This window comes from Mycobacterium sp. (genome assembly GCF_052144515.1).
In the GTDB taxonomy this organism is placed as follows: Bacteria; Actinomycetota; Actinomycetes; order Mycobacteriales; family Mycobacteriaceae; genus Mycobacterium.
Window position 1 is genome coordinate 1 of sequence record NZ_JBKQQD010000375.1, and the last position, 24,888, is coordinate 24,888.

Sequence of the window (24,888 nt, forward strand, 5' to 3'; positions counted from 1 at the left end):
GGAGCGCACCAACCCCCACACCGCCGCACCCGCCAAATCCGTGACATCCTCACCGGCCAGACCCACCGCGCCGTGAGTCAGCACGACCAGCACGCCAGATCCATCGCCGGCCAGCCACGACTGCAACACCCCCAACGCCTCATGCGTAGCCGCATACACCGACCCCACCACGCCGTCGGTTCCCGAGCCCGGCTCCCACACCACCATGCCGTCACCGGCGATATCATTGGGCCCCAACGACACCGGCGACCACACCACATCCAACAGCCCACCGCCGGTGCGGCGAGCCGGCGCCGATAGTTGCGCCTTTGAGACTGGGCGAAGCACCAACTCCCGCACCGACAAAATCGGCAGGCCTGTCCCGTCGGCCAATTCGACCGATACCGCCCCGCTGCCGGCCGGTGCGATCCGGACCCGCGCCCGCGACGCCCCCGCGGCGTGCAGACACACTCCTTGCCAGGAAAACGGCAACATCGTCTCGGCCTGCGCGGCATCCGCTGCAGAAGCCTCTTCCGAGGCCAGCCCCATCGCGTGCAACGCCGCGTCCACCAGCACCGGATGAATACCGAAGCCGCTAACTTTCACGCCAGCGGCCTCCGGCACGGCGACCTCGGCGAATACCTCGTCTCCGTGCCGCCACAGCGCCCGCAGACCCTGAAATGCCGGGCCGTATTCATAGCCTCGCGCGGCCAGTCGTTCGTAGCCGTCGGTCACATCCACCGCCGTCGCCCCTACTGGCGGCCACACCGACAAATCGGCGGCCGGCGCGGGCGATACCGTGCTCAGCACGCCCTCGGCGTGCAGTATCCATTCCGAATCAGACTGGCTACCAAGGGAATAAACCGACACGGTCCGTCGTCCGGAACCATCTGCAGTGCCCACCACCACCTGCACCTGAACCCCGTCGGCCGCCGGTAACAGCAGCGGCGACGACAACGTCAGCTCCTCCACCACAGAGCAATCGACCTGATCACCAGCCCGCAATGCCAACTCGACGAAGCCCGCACCGGGGAACAGCACGATCCCGGCCACCGCGTGATCGGTCAACCACGGCTGAGCAACCACCGATAACCGGCCGGTCAGCACCACCCCACCCGAATCGGGCCGCTCCACCACCGCACCCAGCAAGCCGTGCTCGGCCCCTACCAGCCCCAAACCACCAAGATCGCCATCGCCAATTCCTAACGGCAGCAACCAAAACCGCCGCCGCTGGAAGGCATACGTTGGCAACGGGACCTGATGGCCACCCTCGAATGCCGCCCGCCAATCCACGGCCACGCCCGCAATGTGGGCCTGACCCACCGACAGCCAGAACCTGCCCAGCCCACCGTCATCGCGGCCTAGTGAGGGAATGGCGAAAGCCTCGACGGGATTCCCGTCGGCCAGGGTCTCCTCGATCCCGGCGATCAGCACCGGATGCGGACTGGATTCGATGAACACCCGGTACCCGGCGTCGCGCGCGCTGCATACCGCCTGCTCGAACTGCACTGTGCGCCGGATGCTTTGGTGCCAGTAGCCGGCGTCCATGCCTGCGGTGTCCATGAGTTCACCGGTGACCGTTGAGAACAAGGCCACCGACGACGAATGCGGCTCGATGCCGGCCAGCGCCTGAACAAGGGGCTCACGAATCGCGTCGACCTGTGCGGAGTGGGAGGCATAGTCGACATCGATCCGGCGGGCACGCACGTTGTCGGCCTCGCAACGCCGCACCAATTCCTCCAGGGCGCCTACCTCACCGGAGACGACCACTGCTGAAACGCCGTTGACCGCAGCGATGTTCAGCCGCTCGCCCCACTGCGCCAACAACTCCTGGGCCTGTGACTGCCCGCAGGCAAGCGAGACCATGCCCCCAGCGCCCGACAACCGCACCAGCAGCCGGCTTCGCAGCGCCACCACCCGGGCGGCGTCCTCGAGCGAGAGTGCTCCCGCCACATAGGCCGCCGCGATCTCACCCTGCGAATGGCCGATCACCGCGTCGGGGAGCACGCCCAGTGAGCGCCACAATTCGGCCAGCGACACCATCACCGCCCACAGCACGGGCTGCACCACATCCACCCGATCGAGCCCTGGGGCACCCGCCACGCCGCGGATGACATCGATCAAGGACCACTCCACGTGCTCGCCGAGCGCCTTGTCGCAGCGCTGCATGTGGTCGCCGAATACCTTCGAGGTGTCGAGTAACTGGGTTCCCATACCGACCCATTGCGAGCCTTGGCCGGGAAACACAAACAACGTCTTGCCCACGGCTCGAGCACGCCCCACCACCGTATTCGCGCCCGGCTCACCGGCGGCCAACCCGGCCAACCCGGCCAGCTGCTGCTCGCGGTCGGCGCCGACGACCACCGCCCGATGGTCAAACACCGACCGCGTCGACGCCAGCGACCACCCCACGTCGGCCGCACCGAGATCCGGGTCGGCCCCCACGTGGGCCAACAACCGTTCCGCCTGACCCGCCAAGGCCTCGGCCGAACGCGCAGACAGCACCCACGGAACAATCGGCATGTCGCTATCGCCGGCAGCACCAACGCTTTCCAGCGCCGGAACTTCTTCCAGGATCACATGCGCATTCGTCCCGCTGATGCCGAATCCGGACACCGCCGCTCGACGCGGCCTGTCCCGCGCCGGCCACGCCCGCGGCTCGGTCAACAACGACACCGCCCCCGCCGACCAATCCACTTGCGGCGTGGGCACATCCACGTGCAACGTCTTGGGCATCACCCCATGGCGCATTGCCTGCACCATCTTGATCACGCCGGCCACGCCCGCCGCCGCCGACGTATGACCCATGTTCGATTTGATCGACCCCAACCACAACGGCTGATCGGCCGGCCGATCCTGTCCGTAGGTCGCCAAAAGTGCTTGGGCCTCGATGGGGTCCCCCAATGTGGTGCCCGTCCCGTGGCCCTCGACCAGATCGACCTCCGCCGCAGTGAGCCGCGCATTGGCCAGCGCGGCCCGGATCACCCGCTGCTGCGCCGGCCCATTGGGGGTTGCCAGCCCGTTCGAGGCACCGTCCTGATTGACCGCCGAACCGCGCACCACCGCCAACACCGGATGCCCCAACCGCTGCGCGTCAGCCAGGCGCTCCACGACCAGCGCCCCGACACCCTCCGAAAAGCCGGTTCCATCGGCGGCGCCCGCGTACGCCTTGGACCGCCCGTCAGCAGACAACCCGCGCTGTCGACTGAACTCCACAAACATCGCCGGGGTGGCCATCACCGTCACCCCGCCGACCAGTGCCAAATCGCATTCACCCGACCGCAACGAGCGCGCCGCTAAATGCAATGCCACCAACGACGACGAACACGCCGTATCCACCGACACCGCCGCGCCCTCCAGCCCCAGCGAATACGCCACCCGTCCGGACGCCACACTCAGCGTCGAGCCGCGCAACCCATATCTCTCCAGATCGCCGGGCACCCGGCCCTGGCCCCCATACGAACCGTGGAACACCCCGGCGAACACACCCGTCAACGAACCCCGCAGGGTCAACGGATCGATCCCGGCACGCTCCAGCGCTTCCCACGACACTTCCAGCAACAAGCGCTGCTGCGGATCCATCGCCAGCGCCTCGCTGGGCGCGATGCCAAAGAACGCGGCGTCGAAATCGGCGGCATCCGCCAAGAACCCGCCGCAGCGGGTGTACGACTTGCCTATCGCATCTGGATCGGGATCAAACAGGCCACCCAGATCCCAGCCACGGTCGGCCGGAAAATCCGACACCACATCACGGCCCTCGGCCACCATCTCCCACAAGGCCTGCGGCGAATCCACACCGCCCGGGTACCGGCACGCCATCCCCACCACCGCGATCGGCTCGGTAGCTAAGGCCAGATACTCGCGGTTCTCGCGCTTCAGCCGTTCGTTTTCCTTCAGAGATTTACGGAGGGCCTTGATCAGCTCGTCTTGCGTGCTGTTCATACGAGCCGGCCTTTCACGGATGACAGACCCGCGATAGTCATGGCGATATTGCCCCAACGGCCGCTCACGGCCCGTGGATGCAGAATATCGGCTGCTGAATTCGGGCTATTCGCCCCGTCCACCACGCATTGTGCCTTTCGTGAACCCCCACCAAACTGTTGTCGTCGCATCGCCGTCACTCTCAAGGCGATGCGTTACGGCACGAACGGAAGTCCACGGGCGCGCTATAGCCTCAGTGCCAGCGCAGCAACACGAGCTCGGAACAGAAGCCGGGACCCATCGCCAGCATCAGCCCCGGGCTTCCGCTGGGCGGTTTCTTAGCGATGGTGTCGCGGAGCACATGCAGTACCGAGGCCGACGAGAGGTTGCCGATCTCGCCCAGCGAGCGCCAGGTCAGCTCGAGCGCCTCCGGCGGCAGGCTGAGGCTCGCGGTGATCGCCTCGATGACCTTGGGGCCGCCCGGGTGGCTGACCCAGGCGCCGATGTCGGTGGTGCTCAGACCGTGCGCACCCAGAAACGTGGTGACGTCCTCGGCGATGTATTGCTCGACCACGGCAGCAACGTCCTTCGACAGCACCAGCTCGAACCCGGCGGCGCCGACGTCGTAACCCATCGTGCGCAGCGAGTCGGGGTAGAGATGGCTGCGCGAATCGATGATGGCGGGGCCGCCGGCATCGATCTGTTCTGCGCGCCGGTCGCCGACGGCCACCACCGCGGCTGCTCCGTCAGCAAACAGCGCGCTGCCGACCAGGCCCGCCAGGGACGGCTTGTATCCCGGATAGGTGAGTGAGCAGAGCTCGACCGAGATCAGCGCGGCGACGCTGTCCCGCGCGCCGCGTAGGTAGTCGTGCAGCCGGGCCACCCCCGCCGCTCCGGCCACACAGCCCAGGCCGAACAGCGGCACGCGGCGCACATCGTCACGCAGCCCGAGGCGCCCGGCGATCCGGGCGTCCACCGACGGCACGGCCAGGCCGGTGACCGTCGTCGTGATCAAGACATCGAGGTCCTTCGGTTGCAGACCCGCCTCGTCGAGCGCGCCTAACAGCGCCTCACAGCCAAGATCCACCGCTTTTTCGATGTAGATCCCGTTTGCTTCGCCGAAGTCGGTCAGCGTCGGATATCGATCTATCGGCAGAACGAGGTGGCGGCTATTGACCTTGGCGCTGGTGTGCAGCTGCCGAACTATGTCCTCGTAGTCCTCGAAACCCGGAATGCTGAGGAAAAGTTCGGTGAGTTCGCGCTGGGAATAGCGATAAGGGGGCAACGCACCAAACACACCTGCGACGACGCTCATTGGTGACACCCCTTGGTTACGAAGATCTAGCCCGAAAGGTTCAACCGATCGTTAGCTGACTGAAGTTTAGTCTGCGGGGAAGTGCCCGGCAAAGTCCGTGACTCAGCTAACAGGATGCTGCCGGAGCAGCCTGGCCTTCAGCTGCTCCACGTTTGTCTGGACCCCAACCAATTGGCCGGAAACCCGATGTGGCGCCGTGCCGCCCCGGGAGTCGCGCGACGACACCGAGCCCTCGATCGTCAGCACATCGCGCACCGCCGGCGTCAGGTCGGTGCTGATGGCAGCCAGCTCGTCGTCGGTCAGCTCTTCGAGCCCGACGCCGCGCGCCTCGGCAACGCGCACCGCGGCGCCGGCGGCCTCGTGCGCGGAGCGAAACGGGACGCCCTGACGAACGAGCCACTCGGCGATATCGGTGGCCAGCGTGTAGCCGGCCGGAGCCAGCGCCGCCATCCGCTCGACGTTGAATGTCAGGCTGGCGACCAGCCCCGCCATCGCCGGCAGCAGCAGCTCCAGCTGGGCCACCGAATCGAACACGGGCTCCTTGTCCTCCTGCAGGTCGCGGTTGTAGGCCAGCGGCTGGGCCTTCAGCGTCGCCAACAGCCCCGCCAGGTTTCCGATCAACCGCCCGGACTTGCCGCGAGCCAGCTCGGCGATATCCGGATTCTTCTTCTGCGGCATGATCGAGCTTCCGGTGGACCACGAATCGTGCAAGGTCACGTAGCCGAATTCCGTCGAGCTCCAGATGATGATGTCCTCGGCAAGGCGCGACAAGTCGACGGCGATCATGGCGAACACGAACGCCGCCTCGGCGGCAAAATCCCGAGCTGCGGTCGCGTCGATGGAATTGTCGGCGGCGGCCGTGAAACCCAGATCCGCGGCGATCGCGTCCGGATCCAGGCCCAACGACGATCCGGCCAGCGCTCCGGCGCCGTAGGGGGACACCGCGGCGCGCTTGTCGAAGTCGACTATCCGGTCCACATCGCGCAGCAGCGGATGGGCGTGGGCCAGCAGATGGTGGGCCAGCAGGATCGGCTGGGCGGACTGCAGATGGGTCTTGCCGGGCATGATGGCCGTCGGGTGCGCGGCGGCCTGGGCGGCCAGCGCGCCGACCAGATCGAGCACACCGTCGGCGACCCGCCGCACCGCGTCGCGCAGCCACATCCGGAACAAGGTGGCCACCTGGTCGTTGCGCGACCGCCCGGCCCGCAAGCGGCCACCCAGATCCGGCCCGACCCGGTCGATCAGCCCGCGCTCGAGCGCGGCGTGCACGTCCTCGTCGGTGACCAGCGGGCCGAAGCTGCCGTCGGCGACGTCTTCGGCGAGGCTGTCAAGCCCGGCCAGCAGCCCGTCGCGCTGCTCTTCGGTGAGCAGCCCGGCCCGGAACAACACGATGGTGTGCGCCCGCGACGCGGTGATGTCATAAGGAGCCAGCACCCAGTCGAAGTGGGTGGACCGGCTCAGCGCGGCCAGCGCGTCGGACGGCCCGTCGGCGAACCGCCCACCCCACAGCGACCCCTCGCGAGTGCTCACTTCTGTGTGCCGAGCAGACGCAAAATCCCCGTTGCTCCCGGCATGTGGGGGGCGTTTGCGTCTGCTCGCCGAGAAACCGTCACCGCTGGTCCCGGCGGGACGCGATCTTCGACGACAAACCGTGCACGTAGACGAAGCCCTTCGCGGCCGACTGGTCGAAGCTGTCACCCTCGTCGTAGGTGGCCAGATTGAAGTCGTACAGCGATTCGGCGCTACGGCGGCCGTTCACCGCGATGTGGCCGCCGTGCAACACCATTCGCACCTCGCCGGACACGTGCTCCTGGGTCTTGGCGACGAAGCTCTCCAGAGCGACCTTCAGCGGCGAATACCACAGCCCGTCGTAAACCAGCTCGGCCCAGCGCTGGTCGGTCTGCCGTTTGAACCGGCCCAGTTCGCGCTCGAGGGTTACGTGCTCGAGTTCGGTGTGCGCGGTGATGAGCACCATGGCCCCAGGCGCCTCATAGATCTCGCGGCTCTTGATGCCCACCAGCCGGTCCTCGACCACATCGAGGCGCCCGACGCCCTGCGCGCCGGCGCGGGCGTTGAGCTCCTCGATGGCCTGCAGCATCGACACCGGCTTGCCGTCGATCGAGACCGGCACGCCTTTTTCGAAGCCGACGATGACCTCATCGGGCGTGCTCCAGTTGAGGGTGGGGTCCTCGGTGTAGGCGTAGATGTCTTTGGTGGGCGCGTTCCACAGGTGCTCCAGGAAGCCGGTCTCCACCGCGCGGCCCCAGACGTTCTGGTCGATCGAGAACGGCGAGCGCTTGGTGACGTTGATCGGGATGGCGTTCTCCTCGGCGAACGCGATCGCCTTCTCCCGCGTCCAGGCGTAGTCGCGAACCGGCGCCAGCACCTCCAAATCCGGTGCCAGCGACGCGAATCCGACCTCGAAGCGAACCTGGTCGTTGCCCTTGCCGGTGCAGCCGTGCGCGACGATGGTGCCGCCGTGCTCGCGGGCGGCCACGACCAGGTGCTTGGCGATCAGCGGCCGGCTGATCGCCGACACCAGCGGGTAGCGGTCCATGTACAGGGCGTTGTTCAAGACGGCGGGCAGGCAGTACCCCTCGGCGAACTCGTCGCGGGCGTCGACGACGACGGCGTCGACGGCGCCGCAGTCCAGCGCGCGCTGGCGCACCAGCTCCATGTCCTCGCCACCCTGGCCGAGGTCAATCGCCACCGCTACGACCTCACGGCCGGTCTCCTTGCCTATCCAGCTGATCGCCACCGAGGTGTCCAGACCGCCGGAATACGCCAGGATGACGCGTTCTGACATTGAGCAATCTCCTTACGTTATGTGAGGCTTTCCAGGGAGCTGGCCAGCTCAGCGCCGGTCATCGGCTCGCGGGCAGCCACGAAGACGGTGTCATCGCCGGCGATGGTGCCGACCACGTACGGTAGCGCCGCGCGATCGATCGCGCTGGCCAAATAGTGAGCTGCGCCGGGTGGAGTTCGCAGCACCGCGAGGTTTGCGCTGGAGTCCGCGGATACCAACAGCTCGTTCAGCAGGCGGGACAGTCGTGCGGTACCACCGGACACCCCGCGCACCGGGCTGCCGTCCTCGGGGACGACGTAAACCCCGACGCCGCCGTCGGCGCCGCGCAGCTTCACCGCGCCGAGCTCTTCGAGATCGCGCGACAGCGTGGCCTGGGTGACCTCGATGCCCTCGTCGGCCAGCAGCGCCGCCAATTCGCTTTGGCTGCGCACCGAGGCCGATGAGAGGATCGCCACGACGCGGGCCTGGCGGCCGGCACGGGTGGTGCTGACTTCGGGTACGGCTTTCGCATTTCCGCTGGTCATCGGGACCGCTCCAATAGCCACGCCAGCAGCGCCTTCTGCGCGTGCAGCCGGTTTTCCGCCTCGTCCCAGATCGCGCTGGCCGGCCCGTCCATCACCTCGTCGGTGATCTCGTCCCCGCGGTGGGCCGGAAGGCAGTGCAGCACAATGGCTTCCGAGTCCGCCAGCCCCATAAGTCGTGCGTTGACCTGAAACGGCCGAAATGGCTTGACCCGGTCCAGCCCGTCGTCCTCCTGCCCCATCGACGTCCAGGTGTCGGTCACCAGGACGTCGGCGCCCGTGGCGGCCGCGTCGGCGTCGGCGGTCACCGTCACCGAGCCGCCGGTGATTTTGGCGCGCTGCTCGGCGGCGGCCACCATCGCCGCGTCGGGCGCGAAACCGTCCGGGGCAGCGACGGTGACGTGGATGCCGGCGGTGACCCCGCCCAGCATCAGCGAGTGGGCCATGTTGTTGGCGCCGTCACCGAAGTAGGCCAGCCGTAAGCCGCGGAGTGCTCCCTTGCGTTCGGCGATGGTTTGCAGGTCGGCCAGCACCTGGCAAGGATGGAACTCGTCGGACAACGCGTTGACCACCGGCACGCTGGCGGTAGAGGCCATGGCGGTCAGCCGGTCTTGTCCGAATGTCCGCCAGACGATGGCTTCGACGAAGCGGGACAACACTTTTGCGGTGTCCTGCAAAGTCTCGTCGCGGCCCAGCTGGGTGCTGCGGCTGTCGACGACGACGGCGTGGCCGCCGAGCTGCGCGATACCCACCTCGAACGAGAACCGGGTGCGGGTGGAGTTCTTGTCGAAGAGGACCGCGACTCCGCGCGGCCCCTCGAGGGGACGACGGCTGAACGGGTCCTTCTTCAGTTCGGCAGCCAGCTCGAGGATTTCGGCCTGTTCGGTTGGCGACAAATCGTCGTCGCGCAGAAAGTGCCTGGTCATGCCTTTTCTCCCAGGCCAGCCCCGGCGACGTCGAGGATGCCCGGTAGGGCCGTGATGAAGTCGTCGATCTGGGCTTCGGTGATGATCAGCGGCGGCGCCAACCGGATGACGTCGGGTGCGGCGGCGTTGACCAGGAATCCGGCGTCGCGCGCGGCCGCCTCGGTGTCCTTGGCATGAGGCGCGGTCAGCACCATGCCCCACAGCAGTCCGCGGCCACGCACATGGTCGATCAGTGGGTGGCCGAGCGATTCGATGCCGTGACGCACCGACTTACCCAACACCTCGGCGTGCCGCACCAGGTCCTCGTCCGCCAGCACTCGCAACACCGCCAGTGCCGCCGCGGTGCACACTGGGTTGCCGCCGAAGGTGCTGCCGTGCAGACCGGGCGTCAGTAACTCCGCGGCCGGCCCGACGGCCACGCACGCCCCGATCGGCAGTCCCCCGCCCAGCCCCTTGGCCAGGGTCACCACATCCGGGGTGATGCCGTCGTGCTGGTGGGCGAAAAAGGCGCCGGTGCGACCCATTCCGGTCTGCACCTCGTCGAGCACCAGCAAGGCGCCGTGTCGCGCCGTGATGTCCCGGGCGGTAGCAAGGTAGCCCTCGGGCGGGACGACGACACCGCTCTCCCCCATGATCGGTTCCAGGAATACCGCGGCGGTGTCGTCGTCCACCGCGGCAGCCAGCGCGTCGGCCTGGCCATAGGGCACATGCGTGACGTAGCCCGGCAGCGGCTGAAACGGCGCCTGCTTGGCCGGTTGACCGGTCAGCGCCAGCGAGCCCATCGTGCGGCCGTGGAAAGCTTCATGTGCGGCAACAAGTTTGGTGCGGCCGGTGAGCCGGGACAGCTTGAACGCCAGCTCGTTGGCCTCGGTGCCGGAGTTGCAGAAGAACACCCGCGTTTGCGTGTCGGCACCCAGCAAGGCGACCAGTTCTTCCGCGAGCGCGATACCGGGTTCGGTGGCATACAGATTGGAGGTGTGGCCCAGCGTCGACATCTGATGCGTGACGGCCTCGATGACGGCCGGGTGGCGATGGCCAAGAACATTGACCGCAATGCCGCCCAGCAAGTCCAGGTAGGTTTTGCCGTCCACGTCGGTGACCACAGCGCCGTCACCGCTGGCCAAAGCCACCGGTGGGGTGCCGTAGTTGTTCATCATCACGGCTTCCCACCGCTGCCGCATAGTGGCCGTGTTGCTCACGCAGATACCACCTTGGTGCCGGTGCCCGCGTCGGTGAACAGCTCCACCAACACGCAGTGTTTGACCCGCCCGTCGATGACGTGCGCGCTGGGCACGCCCGCCGTGACGGCCCGCAGGCACGCTTCGACCTTGGGGATCATGCCCGCCTCCAGCGTGGGTAGCAGTTGCGCCAGTGTGGCAGTGTCGATTTCGCTGACCAACGAATCCCGATCAGGCCAGCTGGTGTACAGGCCTTCGACATCGGTGAGCATCAATAGTTTTTCGGCTCCCAGAGCTTCGGCCAGCGCCGCCGCGGCGGTGTCGGCGTTGATGTTGTGCACCACACCGTCGGCATCCGGCGCGAGCGTCGACACCACCGGGATGCGGCGCGCCGAGATCAGATCGAGCAGTGCGGCGGTATTGACCTGGTCGACGTCTCCGACCAGGCCGATGTCGGTGGCCACGCCGTCGACGGTGACGCTGCGCCGCACGGCGGTGAACAGTTGCGCATCCTCGCCGGTGATGCCGACGGCGTAGGGTCCGTGCGCGTTGATCAGGTTGACCAGTTCGCGGCCCACCTGCCCGAACAGCACCATCCGCGCCACGTCGAGCACTTCCGGTGTGGTGACCCGGAAGCCGCCCTTGAAGTCGCCTTCGATGCCCAGCCGCCGCAGCATGGCGGTGATCTGTGGTCCGCCTCCGTGCACGACGACGGGGTGGATGCCGCAGTTGCGCAGAAACGCCATGTCGGCGGCGAACGCATGCCGCAGCGTGTCGTCGGTCATGGCGTTGCCGCCGTATTTGACCACGACGACCTTGCCGTGCAACTGCTTGAGCCAGGGCAGGGCTTCGGCCAGCACCTGCGCCTTGACCTGCGTGGGCAATGCTTCGACGTTCATGAGCTGTAGGCCGAATTCTCTTCGACGTAGGCGTGCGACAGGTCGGTGGTCCGGATCGCGGCCTGACCGGCGCCGAGGCGGAGGTCGACGGTGATGTCGATGTCGGGCGCCGAGAGGTCCACGTCGCGCGCGCCCGGGGCCCCGACTCCGTCGATGCATACCGTAGAACCGTTGAACGACACGGTGATTCGATCGGGGTCGAGGGTGACCGGCGCCATGCCGACGGCTGCGAGCACCCGGCCCCAGTTGGGATCGGACCCGAACACCGCGGTCTTGACCAGGCTGTCGCGGGCGATCACCCGGGCGGCGGCCAGCGCGTCGTCATCGGTGGCGGCGCCGGTGACGGTCACGGTGACGCGCTTGGTGACGCCCTCGGCGTCGGCTTGCAGCTGGGCGCACAGGTCATCGCAGACCTGCAGTACCGCGTCGTCGAGATCGGCCTGGGGCGGGGCGATCCCGCTGGCCCCCGACGCCAGCAGCAGCACGGTGTCGTTGGTGGAACAGCTGCCGTCGATGTCGAGTCGGTCGAGGGTGCGGGCGGTGGCGCGGCGCAGTGCCTGGTCGAGTGCTGCCGGCTCGGCGACCGCGTCGGTGGTGAGCACACACAGCATGGTGGCCAGTGACGGCGCCAGCATGCCCGCACCTTTGGCCATCCCGCCGACGGTCCAGTTGTTCTGATGGTGCAGCGCAACCTGTTTGGGCACGGTATCGGTGGTCATGATGGCGTGGGCGGCGTCCTCGCCGCCGCTCAGCCCGCCGGCCATCTCGTGCACGATCTCACGCACACCGGCGAGCACCTTGTCCATCGGCAGCCGGTCGCCGATCAGCCCGGTGGAACAGACGGCGACCTCGATGGCCCCGGTCTCGGTTCCCCAGTCCGACAACGCGGCGGCGACCGCTTCCGCGGTGGCGTGGGTGTCCTGGAAGCCGGCCGGCCCAGTGCACGCGTTGGCGCCGCCGGAGTTGAGGATGACCGCGCGCAGCTGACCGGTGGTCAGCACCTGTTGCGTCCAGAGCACCGGCGCCGCCTTGACCTTGTTGCGGGTCAGGACTCCGGCGGCCGCGTAATCGGGTCCTTCGTTGAAGACCAGGGCAAGGTCGCGAGCCCCCGAGGCCTTGATCCCGGCGGCGATGCCGGCGGCCCGAAAGCCCTCCGGGGCGGTGACGCCCTGCGCGCGCAACAACCTTGTGGCACCGGCTACTTCAGTCACGGCGCCACCCCGACCACCGAAAGGCCGTCGGTCTCGGGCCAGCCCAGCGCCAGGTTCATCGACTGCACCGCGGCGCCGCCCGTGCCCTTGACCAGGTTGTCGATCGCCGCGATCGCGACGAAGGTCTCGGCGGCCTCGTCCACGGCAACGGCGATGTGTGCCGCGTTGCTGCCGATCACCGCGCCGGTGCGGGGTAGCTGCCCCTCAGGCATCAGATAGACGAAAGGCTCTGCGTCATAAGCTTTTTCGTAGGCCGCCCGCAGCTGCGACAACGCCGACCGGGTGCGCGCGGTGCAGGTGGCCAAGATGCCGCGGGAAGTCGGGATGAGCACCGGGGTGAACGACACCGTGACGTCTCGGTCGGTGACAGTCCGCAGCCCCTGCGCGATCTCGGGGGTGTGCCGGTGGGCGCCAGCGATGTTGTAGGCCCGCGCCGACCCGATGACCTCCGACCCGAGCAGGTCGGTCTTGGCCGCGCGGCCGGCTCCGGAGGTGCCGCTGACAGCAACCACCGTGACGGCGGGTTCGACGAGGTCTTCGGCGATCGCGGGCAGCAGCGCCAGCAGTGCCGCGGTCGGGTAGCAACCGGGAACCGCGATACGGCGCGCGCCTTTCAGTCGCTCACGGGCGCCGGGTAACTCCGGCAGACCGTAGGGCCAGCTGCCGGCGTGTGGGGATCCGTAGAAGTGTTCCCATGCGGCGGCGTCTGTGAGCCGGAAGTCCGCGCCGCAGTCGATGATCAGGGTTTCCCGGCTCAGCTGTTCGGCCAGCGCAGCCGAGTGGCCGTGCGGCAGGCCGAGGAAGACCACCTCGTGGCCTTCGAGCACGGCCTGCTCGGTGCGTTCGAGCGTTCGCTCGGCCAACGGCGTCAGGTGCGGATGGTGCTCCGCGAGCGTGCTCCTGACGCTGGCCGCTGCGGTCACCGCACCGATCGTCAGCCGCCCGTCGGAATACGCCGGGTGCCCGAGCAGCAGCCTGAGGATCTCACCGCCCGCGTAGCCGCTGGCACCGGCAACCGCCACCTTTATCACGTCGGCCATTCGATCGATTCTGCATGGTTATGCAACAGTTTGCAAATACATGCTGCCGGGCTGGTGTCCGTCAACGACTACATCGTGGGCGGGTGTTTTCCGATTGCCTCCGCGAGCTGTTCGGGCGCCCAGTTCACCAGCGCGGGAACGATGCCACTGATCGGCGTGCCCCCGACGGGTACGGTGAACGTACCGGAACTGCCGAAGTTGACCACTGCGGTGTACGGGCTGGCGGGAGCGAGAATTCCATTGAACGGAAGGTTGATGGTCAGCGAGGTGTTGGCCGCCAGCGACACCGTTAAAGGCACTACCACTTGGCCATTGAGGAATCCGTCGGTGACGAGCTCGTAACTGAGACGGCCAAGAAGGGAGGCCGCGTTATGACGCTAGTTGTCACCGTTGACGAAATGGTTGTGTCCAGGAATGTGTTGACCACATTGGTGTAATTCTGCGCCATCTGCTGGGGGATGGGCGAGGCGGGCAATACGTTGGCGAGGTTCTGTCCCATCTGTCCGGGAATGGTGAGTATCGGTAGCAGGTCTCCCAACGTGCCCGTCGGCGTAATAAAGAAAAGCGCAGTGTGCGCTGACGACTAGAGGTGGATCTAGTTGCCGATTAACCCGCTTGCTGCTCTGATGTCACCCAGAGGAAGCAGAATCCCCCAGGGTCCGTTACCGGCTAAATCAAGAACGATTCGGTACGCTCAGCACCACATGCCCATTGATTACGCGGTACCCGACGACGGCCGGCCTAGACCCCTAGCGCTGCGGCAGCAGCATCCGCAGCCATCTTCACGTCACTAATACCCTGAGCAAACTCAGTACCGGCGCTCTGCAACGCAGCTAACCCAGGAGCAGCATCCTGCCCGGCCAACATCACGTCATTAACACCCTCAGCAAACTCAGCACTGGCGCGCTGCAGCTCAGTGATCCCAGCGACAGCATCCTGCCCGGCCAGCGCCAGGTCATGAACACCATGAACGAACTCAACAGCGGCGGTCCCTAGCAGACCAAGTCCACCCAAGGCGCTCGGAACAGCCAGCGCAATGGTGGCAGGATTAAAGAGCTCAGCAACGGCGCTCCCCAGCAGACCCAGGCCAGACGCCGCGCTCCCTCCGGCCATCACAATGTCATCAACACCTTGAACGAGCTCAGCGGCGGAGCTCTCCAAGTCAGTAAGCCCAGCAACAGCATCGGTCCCAGCCGCCACAAAGGCACCGCCAGCGTGAACAAGGTCGACAACGGCAGGTTGCAGCTCAGCAACTCCCACAAGAGCGGTCCGCCCAGCCATTATCAACTCACTTCCACCCTTAGCGAGCTCAGGCTCGGCGGCCTGCAGCGCGGCTGCAAGTCGCGCGGCGGCATCCTGTGCGGCCGCCACAACGCCACCGCTCGAGGCGGCCGGCGCGGCGCCCGCACCGGTGAGGATCGACGGGCGCCCTAACAGTCCTTGGGCAGGCGTATTCACCGCGTTCAGCAAATTGTTTTTAGCGTTGCCAACTTCGGTGCTGATATATGCACCCGCGCCGGCGTTCAACAAGTTGACAAACTCGTCATGAAACGCGGTCGCTTGGGCGCTGAGAACTTGATATTGCTGGCCGTAGGCGCCGAACATCGACGCGATCGCGGTCGATACCTCGTCCTCGGCAGCAGCCACCACTCCTGTCGTGGGCGCCGCGGCGGCCGCGGAAGACTCGCTCAGCGCCGAGCGAATACCCGCCAAATCTTGAGCAGCAGATTCAATCTGCTCCGGGGTCACACTCAGAAACGACATATCCAGTTCCCCTCGACTCACTACGGCTGTTACCCGACGGTAATTAAGGCACACTGACAATAATGAAATACCCACACGTCTTCGCGCGTGAAAACCAGCATTTTAAGTTAAATTTGGTCCGAATTAATTCCGGCGAACTTCGATGCCGTCTCCGTGGACGACTACGGTCCAAGTGCTTCCGCGAAGAACGCAGGCACATAGTTCACCACGGCGAAAACGACACCGCCGATGGGCGGGCCGGTGACTGTGACCGTGTTTATCAGCGGAAGACCAGGCACCGTCACCGACGCCGAAAGGGGCTCGACAGGAGCGAGAAGCCCGCCAAAGGGAATGTTGGCCGTCGCTGACAGTCCCGGCAACGGCAGGTCCAGAGATAGCGTGAATTGGCCATTGAGGAAGCCGTTGGCGATGTCGGCGGGAGCAGCGACGAGTGCAGCCATCGCCGCTTGCGAGTTCCCGGCTTGCATGGCGGCGGCAATTGCTGAAGCGCTATGTGCGGCCGCGATGGCTCCGTTGACCGGCGCACCTAAGGCATCAAGGATCAGCGTTTCCTGCAGCCCAAGCCCAATCCCGATCGATATGTTGGGCGGGGTCAAAGATACTCCGGATAGATATACCGGGGTGGTGAGCGCCTGGGTAACGGTCGCGAAGCCCTGCGCTAAGTCTACGGGGATGCTCAGGATCGGCAGCAGGTTTCCACTCTGAAGCGACGTGATGATCAGTTCGGGGTAGCCGGTGATCGCGTGGACCACGACAGGCACCGTGACGTTAGCGAAGGTATTGCCGATGCCTTCCAGGCTGGCCACCGTATCCGCGATGAGGTTTTGATAGGCGGGGGGTAGGCCCGTAATGGTGGGTATAGCGGCAGCGCGCATGACGCCGGACGTAATGGCACCGCCGGTGACGGTGGACCAAGCGACGCCGCCGCTGGCGCCTAAGCCGGCGTTCTGGCTGCCGGCGACCCCGGTGCCAGTACCGAGCAACGGGTGCCCCAGCAATGCCTGGCTGGGCGCATTCACCGCGTTGACCAGACTCTGCTGGGCGTTGGCGACCTCGGTGCTTACATACGAGTCCGCGCCAGCGTTCAACATACTCACGAACTGGCTGTGAAACGTCGCCGCTTGGGCGCTGAGGGCTTGATATTGCCGGGCGTGCGTGCCGAACATCGCCGTGATGGCCAGCGACACCTCATCAAGGCCCGGGGCTAGCACCCCGGTCGTGGGGGCCGCCGCCGCCGCATTGACCGAGGTCAGCTCCGAGCCAATGCCCTCCAAGTCGGCAGCCGCCTGGCCCACAAATTCCGGCGCGACGGTCACAAAAGACATAGCCCATCTCCCCTCGACACATCACAGCGATCACCCGGTGATCGCCCGGTGCTCATTGAGAACGGTAGGTGTACTGGTGCGCAATAACTCTGTAGATGAAATCGTCAGAGCCGGCTATGTGTTACATCGGCGCTGATGTATGCGCTGCCGCCCGCGTTCAACAAGATGACGAACTGCTCATTAAGCGCCGCTGCTCCTCGGCTCACTTTGACGGTGACCAGTGCTCACCCGATCAATATGAGACCCACTCCACCCGCTGCTCAGCGCTTTAGGCGCGCAGAACCGCACCCGCCCGCTCGGCAGCGCACCGCACGGCGGCGTCGCGAGCAGCAGTAGCGTCGTCTTCGGTCAGCGTGCGATCCGGCGCGCGGAACCGCAACGCGAACGTCAGCGACTTGCGATCCTCGCCGATCTGCGGACCGGTGAAGACGTCGAACAATTGAATGTCCTCGAGCAGTCCGCCGGCACCCTCGCGAACGGCATCCTCCACCGCCTGGGCGGGCACATCCGCGGACACCACCAGGCTGACGTCCTGGAACACCGCCGGGAACGGTGACACCCTGGGCGCCGGCAATGCCTCGACGATCGGAATCGCGTCGAGGTTCAGTTCGATCGCGCAGGTGCCTTTCGGTAGGCCCGAGCGTTCGATTACGGCAGGGTGCAGCTGCCCTGCATGACCGACGGACGTCTCCCCGACGAGCACCTCCGCGCATCGACCCGGGTGCCACGGCAGGTACTGGGCCGCCCGCAGAATCACGTCGACTCCGCTGGCGCGCGCGATGATTCGCACCGCCTCGAAAGCGTCGGCGGCTTCGACTCGGCGGCCGGGACCCCACGGGCCAAGCGGTTCACGCAGCCCGGCCAACACCGCGGCGACGTGCTGCGGTTGCCGGGGCAAGGACGCGTCCAGCACGGCGATCTCGGCATCGGTCGGCCGGCGGTCGACGGGGATGAGCCCGACACCGCGGGTCTGCTCGGTCGGCCGCACCACCTGCGCGAGGGCGAACAGCGCGACATCGACGAGACCTCGAGATACGTTGCGCCCCAAGGCTTCCAGCAGAGCCGGTAGCAGCGTGGTGGCCAGCTGCGGACGATCGGCCTCCAAAGGGTTGAGCACGTGCGTCATCACACGTCGCGGGTCGTCGGCCGGCAGTCCCCACAGGTCGAAGACACCGGCGGGCAGAAACGGTGTCGGCAGGATCTCGACGTAGCCCGACTGCGCCAGCGATTTGCCGATCGCACGGCTGCGCTTTTGTGCCGCGGTGAGGCCGGCGCCCGCGGGTGCCAGTGGCAGCACCGACGGGACCACCTCGAGGCCCTCCAGCCGCAGTACTTCCTCGACCAGATCGGCGGGCTGCAGCAGATCGGGTCGCCAACTCGGCGGCGTGACGATCAGGGTGTCGCCGTTGGCGATCACTTGGGCACCGATCTGGGTGAGCCGCCTGGCGGTCGTGCCCGGCGCATACGCCACCCCGGCGACGCGGTCCGGCAGGTCGGTGTCGATCCGGATCTGCGGCAGCGACCAGTCATCGCGCGGCGGCTCGCCGCGCCAGTCGGTCAGGGTCGGCGCCACCGCTCCCCCGGCGATGTCGGCGAGCAGCGCGGCGCAGCGATCCAGGGCGGCCACCGAAACGGCCGCGTCCACCGCGCGCTCGTAGCGTCGCGCGGCCTCGCTGGGCAGGTGCAGCCGGCGTTGGGTGCGCGATACCGCCGCCGCGTCCCACACCGCGGCCTCCAGCAGCACGTCGGTGGAATCGGCGCGCACCTCGGTGCTGGCGGCGCCCATCACCCCGCCGATCGCCGCGGTCGCGACGTCATCGACGATCAGCACATCAGCCGGGTCGAGCTTGCGTTCAATGTCGTCGAGGGTGACGACGGTCTCGCCCGGATGGGCGAACCGCACCGCGAAGGCCCCCGTGATGCGGTTGCGGTCGTGGGCATGCATCGGGTGACCCAGTTCCAGCATCACGTAGTTGGTCACATCCACGGCCGGGGAGGTCGCGCGGATTCCCGACAGCAGCAGCCGGCGTTGCAGCCACCACGGCGACACGGCGGCGGGGTTGATCCCGGTGACCGGGCGCAGCGCAAAGCGCCGCACACCCGTGTCGGGGTCCACCGTCAACGGCCAGGCCTCCCCGTCGACCGGTAATGGCTTGATGACCTGGTTGGATGCCGGGTCGACGAAGTCCAGGTCATAGGCGCACGCGATCTCGCGGGCCAGGCCGCGCACCGACATGCAGTAGCCGCGGTCGGGCGTGATGGCCAAATGGAACACCACATCGTCGAGCCCGAGCACGGCGGCGCCGTCGGCGCCGGGTTCGGCGGTCCCCGGTGGCAGCACCAGGATCCCGGAATGGTCTGCGCCCAAACCAAGCTCGGCCGCCGAGCAGATCATGCCGTCGGAGGTGCGGCCGTAGGTCTTGCGCGACGCGATCGCAAAGCCCCCGGGCAAGGTTGCGCCGGGCAATGCCACCACAACCAGATCACCAACGACGAAATTGGTTGCACCGCAGACCATCTCGCGCTGCTGCGATTCACCGACTTCGACCAGGCACGCCCTGATCGGCTTCTTGAAACCGGTGAGCTCCTCGATCTCGGCCACCCGCCCCACCGCGAGCGGGCCGTCGACGGGACCAACGGTGATCACCTCTTCGACCTCGTGGCCGATGCGCACCAGCGCCTGCCCGACTTCGTCGGGTCCAACGTCCCAGCCCGGTGCGCCGGCTGAAATCACCTCGCGCAGCCAGCTGTACGGGAGGCGCATCAGGCACCCACCCCGAACGGCAAGGAGAATCGAATGTCCCCTTCGACCATGTCGCGCATGTCGGGAATGCCGTTGCGGAACTGCAGGGTTCGCTCCAGACCCATGCCGAACGCGAAGCCGGAGTAGACCTCCGGGTCAATTCCCGCGGCCCGCAACACGTTTGGGTGCACCATTCCGCAGCCGCCCCACTCCACCCAGTCGGCGCCGCCCTTCTTGTTGGCGAACCACACGTCCACCTCGGCGGAGGGTTCGGTGAACGGGAAGAAGTGTGGCCGGATGCGGGTGCGCGCCAACGGCCCGAACTCGGCACGCGCGAAGGCGTCCAGCGTTCCGCGCAGGTGTGCCATGGACAGGCCGCGATCTACAGCCAAGCCCTCGACCTGGTGGAAGACCGGCGTGTGGGTGGCGTCGAGTTCGTCGGTGCGGAAGGTGCGGCCGATCGAGATGATGTAGACGGGCAGCTCGCGCTCGAGCAGGGTGCGCACCTGCACCGGTGAGGTATGAGTGCGCAGCAGCTGCCGGGAACCCTCGGGCGCGATGTAGAAGGTGTCCTGCTCGCTGCGCGCCGGGTGGTCGGGCGGGAAGTTGAGGGCGTCGAAGTTGAACTGCTCGGTCTCGACCTCAGGCCCCTCGGCCAGTTCCCAGCCCATCGCGATGAACGTGTCGGCGATGTGCTCGGCCAATATCGTGATCGGGTGCCGGGCGCCGGTCGGCTGGCGAGTCGACGGCAGCGTCACGTCGATGCGTTCGGCGACCAGCACCGCCGCATCGCGTTGGTCACGCAGGACCGCCAGCCGTTCCTCATAGCCGCGTTGGACCTCGGCGCGCGCGGTGTTGACGCGCTTGCCGGCGTCCGCGCGGTCGGCCTTGGGCAGGGTGGCCAGCGCTTGTCGCGCCAGTGCCAAGGGCGAGCGGTCACCTAGCTGCTCGGTCTTGACGCGCGCCAGGGCGTCGAGATCGTCCGCAAGCGTGACGGCCTGCTGGGCGGCGCTGACCGCCTTGGCCAACGCTTCCGGCGATAGATCGACGGTGTGATCACCCACGCGGCGACACTCTCCTAGCTGACCGGGCTGTTCGGTCCGCTCGCATCGTCGCGAAGCGGCACTCACTCGATTGCGCGCAGCACGGATGTGGCGCAAGTGCCGATCATCATAAGTGATCAGATGCCTGCCGCTTGGCGCGCTTCCGCGCGTGGCGGGGTCGACGCGACGCTCAGCCGGTCAGTACCGGCTGCGCAGCGACGGGGATGGCCGCCGAGGGCGCCGTGCGCGCCCTGGTCAGCCGGACAAGCTGGTGGACCGCCACAGCGCCCAGCAGGCCGAACGCCGGCGCGGCGGCCATGGTCGCCCAGTGGTGGGCCAGCACCAGGAACCCAAACCCTGAGGAAGCCAGCAGCATCAGAAAGCGCACCGGTGTCCAGTGGATCGGTCCGCGGAACTGGGCAGACACTAGGACTCCGAGGATCACGGCGATGGTGTGTCCTGCATCGGTGAAATCGCCACCAACGACGGCGGAGGCCATGGCCGCAAAGACCCACCAACCGACCCACGCCGGGCGCCAGCGCCGCGGAATCGCCGCCGTCAGCGCTCCGAGCACCGCGAGGGCGCCATAGCTCATCCCGACGTCACTGGCCCGGGTGATCGACAACGGCAGCCAGCCGAACTCCACCGCGGCCGCAAGGGCACCGACCACGACCAGCGTCGCGCCGATATGGCCGACGACAAATGCCACCATCAGCCGGATGCTGCGCAAATGCAGCTCCGCGAGCGCGAGCAGGCACGCCAGAAAGGGCATCCAGAAGTAGAGCGGACCGGCGTCGACGACGAAGGCGCTGTCCAACAATGTCCCTAGATGCCCACGCGCCAGGTTGTGCAGGTTTGTGCTGGCGTGCTGAATGACCAGCTCACGCGTGTGCGGATCCAGCGACAGGATCGCAAAGCTCACCGCGCCGGCTATCGCGACATAACCCACGGTGAAGCGGACCCGGGCGAGCCGAGCCAGGATTTCGTAAATCATTAACATCCACTATGCCTGTGGATTGTTTCAACCGTTTCAACGGTAGGTAAGAACTCCCTACGAATCCTGAGGCGATATATCGCCAAGTCACGCGGGGTACCGGTCAGTTTGCTGGCAAACACGGGTTTACGTGCGCGCTTGGCGACGACGCCTAGTGCGTCCAGTTCACTTCGCGGTATCAGGTCCAGCGTCGAACTCGACACCATGACGCCACCTTTGGTGGCGCGTTCCATCACCCGGGCCGCGATGTTGACGTCGACACCGAGCCAATCGGCGGCGAGCCGCTGTGGCCGACCGGTGTGAATCCCAACCCGCATTCGGGGTGTATATCCATCCACCTCAACGTTTTTCATCGCCTCCTGGGCGGCCAGCACGGCCCCGACGGCGACCGTCGGATTGCGGAACACTGCCATGATTCCGTCTCCCAGCCGTTTGACGATGTGCCCGCCGGCGTCGAGCAGCGGCGGCTCGACAGCCCGCGCCACTTGACGCAGCAACGCGAGGGTCGCGTCGTCGCCCGCTTCCAGTGACCACGTCGAGAAGCCGACGAGGTCGGTGAACACCAGCGTCACCTCGGGGTTTGCTGGCTGTCGGGAAACCGCTTCGGTCAACGCCTGCCAAACCTGCAGCACGCTCAGGCTGACCTCCCGCGATGCCGCATTGCGATCACCCAGCAGCCGGTCGGCGGCTCGTGCAGCTGCACGCGGACCTCCTTCACCGGCAGTCGACAGCGGGTCGCCGAATTCTGGATCGCCGGGCAATAGCCGCCGCGCCCGCCGGATGAACGCGACGACCCCCGGACTGTGATTGGTGCTGCGCAGCCACTGTGCTGCGTTGTGCACCGGAGAACGTCGCGGCGGCTCCAGCGCAGCCGGAGTTGCTTTGGTTTCTTGGGCTTCCTTGGGCTCACCGGCCTGCTGGTCGCGAGGCCCGACTTCCACCTCGCAAGGGTAGGTGGTTTGTGCAGAACCAGGCAACGACGACCGCCGCGTCTGTGTCACATCTCGCAACGACGACTGACCAGGCGCAAGCGCCGGTGCTACAACTTGAGGGTCACACTTCGTCTTCCGAAGCCGGACCGAGGAGCCCCGAGACGGGGATGTTGACCCCCAACGACGAGTGTCCCGAGCCCGCCGACGCCGCTATCGACTCCGAGGTCGTCTCTTGGCCAGCCAGGAAGGCTTTCACGGCGTTGCTGGGAGTGTGCGGAGGCGCATTGACGGCCGCCACCGGGCGCCCGCTGGAGAGCGCGTTGCTGATTGCCGCGCTACTGCTTTGCAGCGCGGTCGCCGAGGTGAGGTACGGACCTATCGCGTCGACGCCGAGCGACACCTCCGAAGGCACGACTAGTGATCCCGAGGTGAGCGAGACCGCTCCTGTTGCGAGGCCTACCGTGCCAGTCAGCGTCAGCTTGACCGGACCCAATGGATTGTCGGTATTGGGGAAGCTGACCGGTTCGGTTTCCCCTGTGCCGGCGGCCGGAACGCCACCGGCGACGACCGCCGGACTGCCGGTGCCGCCGACCGTGCCGGCGATCCCTGTCCCGGTCCCCATCAATGAGTGTCCCAACAGCGCCTGGGCGGGTGAGTTCACGGCGTTGAGCAAACTCTGCTCGGCGTTGGCGGCCTCGGTATTCAGGTACTGACTCGCGCCGGAGTTCAGCGCTCCCACGAACTGCGCGTGAAAATCCGCCACTTGGGCGCTGACCGTTTGATATTCGAGTGCGTGCGTGCCGAGCACCGCGGTGATGGCCGCCGACACTTGATCCATGGCCGGGGGGCGATCCCGGTCGTCGAGGGTGCCGCGGCCGCGTTGGCCGCGCTGAGTGCCGAGCGAATGCCGTCTAAATCCCCGGCCGCCGAGGCCACCATCTCCGGCGTGACGTTTACAAATGACACAGCCCGTCTCCTTCGACTGACCACAAATCACTTGACAACGCACCGAGGACGAAAAGTCTACTGGCGAGTAAGTCAACTTGTGGTTGAAATGGATTCCGGCGCTGCCTGTCCCGGCCGCCAGGCAAGCTGCCGTCTACCCGATCCCGCCGGGAAACGGCCTGATCACGCCCCTGCGTCGTCGTTGTGGACACTCAATAACAGCATCTCCGGCGGCAGCCGAAATCGTAGACAACGTACGTTGTCAAGTTTATCGTGAGCGCAATCAGAAGTAGGAGGCCGCGATGACTACGACAGGAACATCCGAGACATCCGCCGATCCGCTCGGACCAAATTCACTCACCTGGAAGTATTTCGGCGACCTGCGCACCGGAATGATGGGTGTGTGGATCGGCGCGATCCAGAACATGTATCCGGAGTTGGGCGCCGGTGTCGAAGATCATTCGATCCTGCTGCGCGAACCGTTGCAGCGAGTGGCCCGCTCCGTTTACCCGATCATGGGCGTGGTCTACGACGGCGACCGGGCCGCCCACACCGGCCAGCAGATCAAGGGCTACCACCGCACCATCAAAGGTGTCGACGCCCAGGGGCGTCGCTATCACGCCCTCAATCCGGAGACGTTCTACTGGGCGCACGCGACGTTCTTCATGCTCGTCATCAAGGTGGCCGAGTACTTCTGCGGCGGGTTGACCGAGGCCGAGATGCGTCAGCTTTTCGACGAGCACGTGCAGTGGTACCGGATGTACGGGATGAGCATGCGGCCGGTGCCCAAGTCCTGGGAGGAATTTCAGGACTATTGGGAGCGCGTCGGCCGTGAGGAGCTGGAGATCAACCAGGCGACCCTGGACATCTTCCAGTGGCAGCTGTCGAGTTATCGCAGTTCAAACCCTATTAGCCGGTTACGACGTCTCAAACGTGCGACATATGTGCGACATGATTGCCACGCTGGACCTTGTGGCCGTGTCCCCCGCCCATGACGTGATCGGGATGCTCGTCACCCAGCGGGCCGGGGCCATACGACCCGTAGGAACGATTCCGAAGCATTGCAGCACTCCCGAAAGATCAAGCCTCCGTAAAGGGAGGCGCTCTTGCCGTCGCCGGTTGGTGCGTGCCCCTCGAGGCTCTTGTCTCGGAGTTACTCGTGAGTAACACTGACCGGTAACCGCGCCGTCGGGGCGCCGTCGCGCGATCCGCGCAACCGGGTCAAAAAGGAGAACCGTCATGGCGCACGACACCACCCGCCAGGCCGAGCTCGAGGCCCGCAAGATCGCCGAGTCCGGTCGCCAGACTGAGTGGAGCCTCCCGTCGTTCGGCAAGGAGCTGTACCT

At 66.5% G+C, this 24,888-nt stretch carries 16 protein-coding genes and 3 pseudogenes; 1 reads left to right on the forward strand and 18 read right to left on the reverse strand.

All coding sequences use genetic code 11. From position 1 onward, the window contains the following. The 18 genes and pseudogenes from ACLP9N_RS24670 to ACLP9N_RS24755 form a co-directional block, all read right to left on the reverse strand. On the reverse strand, positions 1-3,921 hold a 3,921-nt coding region (locus tag ACLP9N_RS24670; RefSeq protein WP_442409843.1), incomplete at its 3' end, for a type I polyketide synthase. 232 nt (positions 3,922-4,153) lie between these two features. Next, positions 4,154-5,215, reverse strand: a complete 1,062-nt coding sequence (locus ACLP9N_RS24675; RefSeq protein ID WP_442409844.1) for a type III polyketide synthase — start codon at positions 5,213-5,215, stop codon at positions 4,154-4,156. A gap of 102 nt (positions 5,216-5,317) precedes the next feature. Further along, complete coding sequence (gene argH / locus ACLP9N_RS24680; protein ID WP_442409845.1) at positions 5,318-6,745, reverse strand: argininosuccinate lyase; 1,428 nt, start codon at positions 6,743-6,745, stop codon at positions 5,318-5,320. Between the two features lie 79 nt (positions 6,746-6,824). After that, on the reverse strand, positions 6,825-8,021 hold the full coding sequence (locus ACLP9N_RS24685) for an argininosuccinate synthase (RefSeq protein ID WP_442409846.1): 1,197 nt from the start codon (positions 8,019-8,021) through the stop codon (positions 6,825-6,827). A 17-nt stretch (positions 8,022-8,038) separates the two neighbouring features. Then, positions 8,039-8,545, reverse strand: a complete 507-nt coding sequence (locus ACLP9N_RS24690) for an arginine repressor (RefSeq protein WP_442409847.1) — start codon at positions 8,543-8,545, stop codon at positions 8,039-8,041. Then, positions 8,542-9,468 carry an ornithine carbamoyltransferase gene (argF, locus tag ACLP9N_RS24695; protein WP_442409848.1) on the reverse strand — a complete coding sequence of 309 codons (927 nt, stop codon included), beginning with the start codon at positions 9,466-9,468 and terminating at the stop codon, positions 8,542-8,544. The genes ACLP9N_RS24690 and argF overlap by 4 nt, the downstream gene beginning before the upstream one ends. Further along, entirely contained in the window at positions 9,465-10,667 is a 1,203-nt protein-coding gene (locus ACLP9N_RS24700) for an acetylornithine transaminase (RefSeq protein WP_442409849.1), read from the reverse strand. The genes argF and ACLP9N_RS24700 overlap by 4 nt, the downstream gene beginning before the upstream one ends. Continuing rightward, a complete protein-coding gene (gene argB / locus ACLP9N_RS24705; protein WP_442409850.1) occupies positions 10,664-11,545 on the reverse strand; it encodes an acetylglutamate kinase in 882 nt (293 codons plus the stop codon). Before argB ends, ACLP9N_RS24700 begins: the two co-directional genes overlap by 4 nt. Further along, positions 11,542-12,756, reverse strand: a complete 1,215-nt coding sequence (gene argJ, locus ACLP9N_RS24710; protein ID WP_442409851.1) for a bifunctional glutamate N-acetyltransferase/amino-acid acetyltransferase ArgJ — start codon at positions 12,754-12,756, stop codon at positions 11,542-11,544. The genes argB and argJ overlap by 4 nt, the downstream gene beginning before the upstream one ends. Then, positions 12,753-13,812: pseudogene (gene argC / locus ACLP9N_RS24715) on the reverse strand (N-acetyl-gamma-glutamyl-phosphate reductase). Before argC ends, argJ begins: the two are co-directional and overlap by 4 nt. 52 nt (positions 13,813-13,864) lie before the next feature. Next, the gene (locus tag ACLP9N_RS24720) at positions 13,865-14,101 is read right to left on the reverse strand and encodes a hypothetical protein (protein WP_442409852.1); all 237 of its coding nucleotides are present in this window, start codon (positions 14,099-14,101) and stop codon (positions 13,865-13,867) included. A 436-nt stretch (positions 14,102-14,537) separates the two neighbouring features. Next, positions 14,538-15,560, reverse strand: coding sequence for a PE family protein (locus ACLP9N_RS24725; RefSeq protein ID WP_442409853.1), 1,023 nt, complete (start codon positions 15,558-15,560; stop codon positions 14,538-14,540). Between the two features lie 161 nt (positions 15,561-15,721). Continuing rightward, positions 15,722-16,885: a PE family protein gene (locus ACLP9N_RS24730; protein ID WP_442409854.1), complete on the reverse strand. Its 1,164-nt coding sequence runs from the start codon at positions 16,883-16,885 to the stop codon at positions 15,722-15,724. 268 nt (positions 16,886-17,153) lie between these two features. Beyond that, positions 17,154-19,649 (reverse strand): phenylalanine--tRNA ligase subunit beta, encoded by a 2,496-nt coding sequence (gene pheT, locus ACLP9N_RS24735; protein WP_442409855.1) that lies wholly within the window; start codon positions 19,647-19,649, stop codon positions 17,154-17,156. Further along, complete coding sequence (gene pheS, locus ACLP9N_RS24740) at positions 19,649-20,692, reverse strand: phenylalanine--tRNA ligase subunit alpha (protein WP_442409856.1); 1,044 nt, start codon at positions 20,690-20,692, stop codon at positions 19,649-19,651. Before pheS ends, pheT begins: the two co-directional genes overlap by 1 nt. 169 nt (positions 20,693-20,861) lie before the next feature. Further along, positions 20,862-21,665: a rhomboid-like protein gene (locus ACLP9N_RS24745; RefSeq protein WP_442409857.1), complete on the reverse strand. Its 804-nt coding sequence runs from the start codon at positions 21,663-21,665 to the stop codon at positions 20,862-20,864. Continuing rightward, on the reverse strand, positions 21,665-22,606 hold the full coding sequence (locus ACLP9N_RS24750; RefSeq protein WP_442409858.1) for an adenylate/guanylate cyclase domain-containing protein: 942 nt from the start codon (positions 22,604-22,606) through the stop codon (positions 21,665-21,667). The genes ACLP9N_RS24745 and ACLP9N_RS24750 overlap by 1 nt, the downstream gene beginning before the upstream one ends. Positions 22,607-22,718: 112 nt before the next feature. Continuing rightward, positions 22,719-23,536 (reverse strand): annotated as a pseudogene (locus ACLP9N_RS24755) (PE family protein). A 308-nt stretch (positions 23,537-23,844) separates the two neighbouring features. Between ACLP9N_RS24755 and ACLP9N_RS24760 the strand changes: the two are divergent. Next, positions 23,845-24,438, forward strand: a pseudogene (locus tag ACLP9N_RS24760) (oxygenase MpaB family protein); the annotation flags it as partial. Positions 24,439-24,888: the final 450 nt, after the last annotated feature.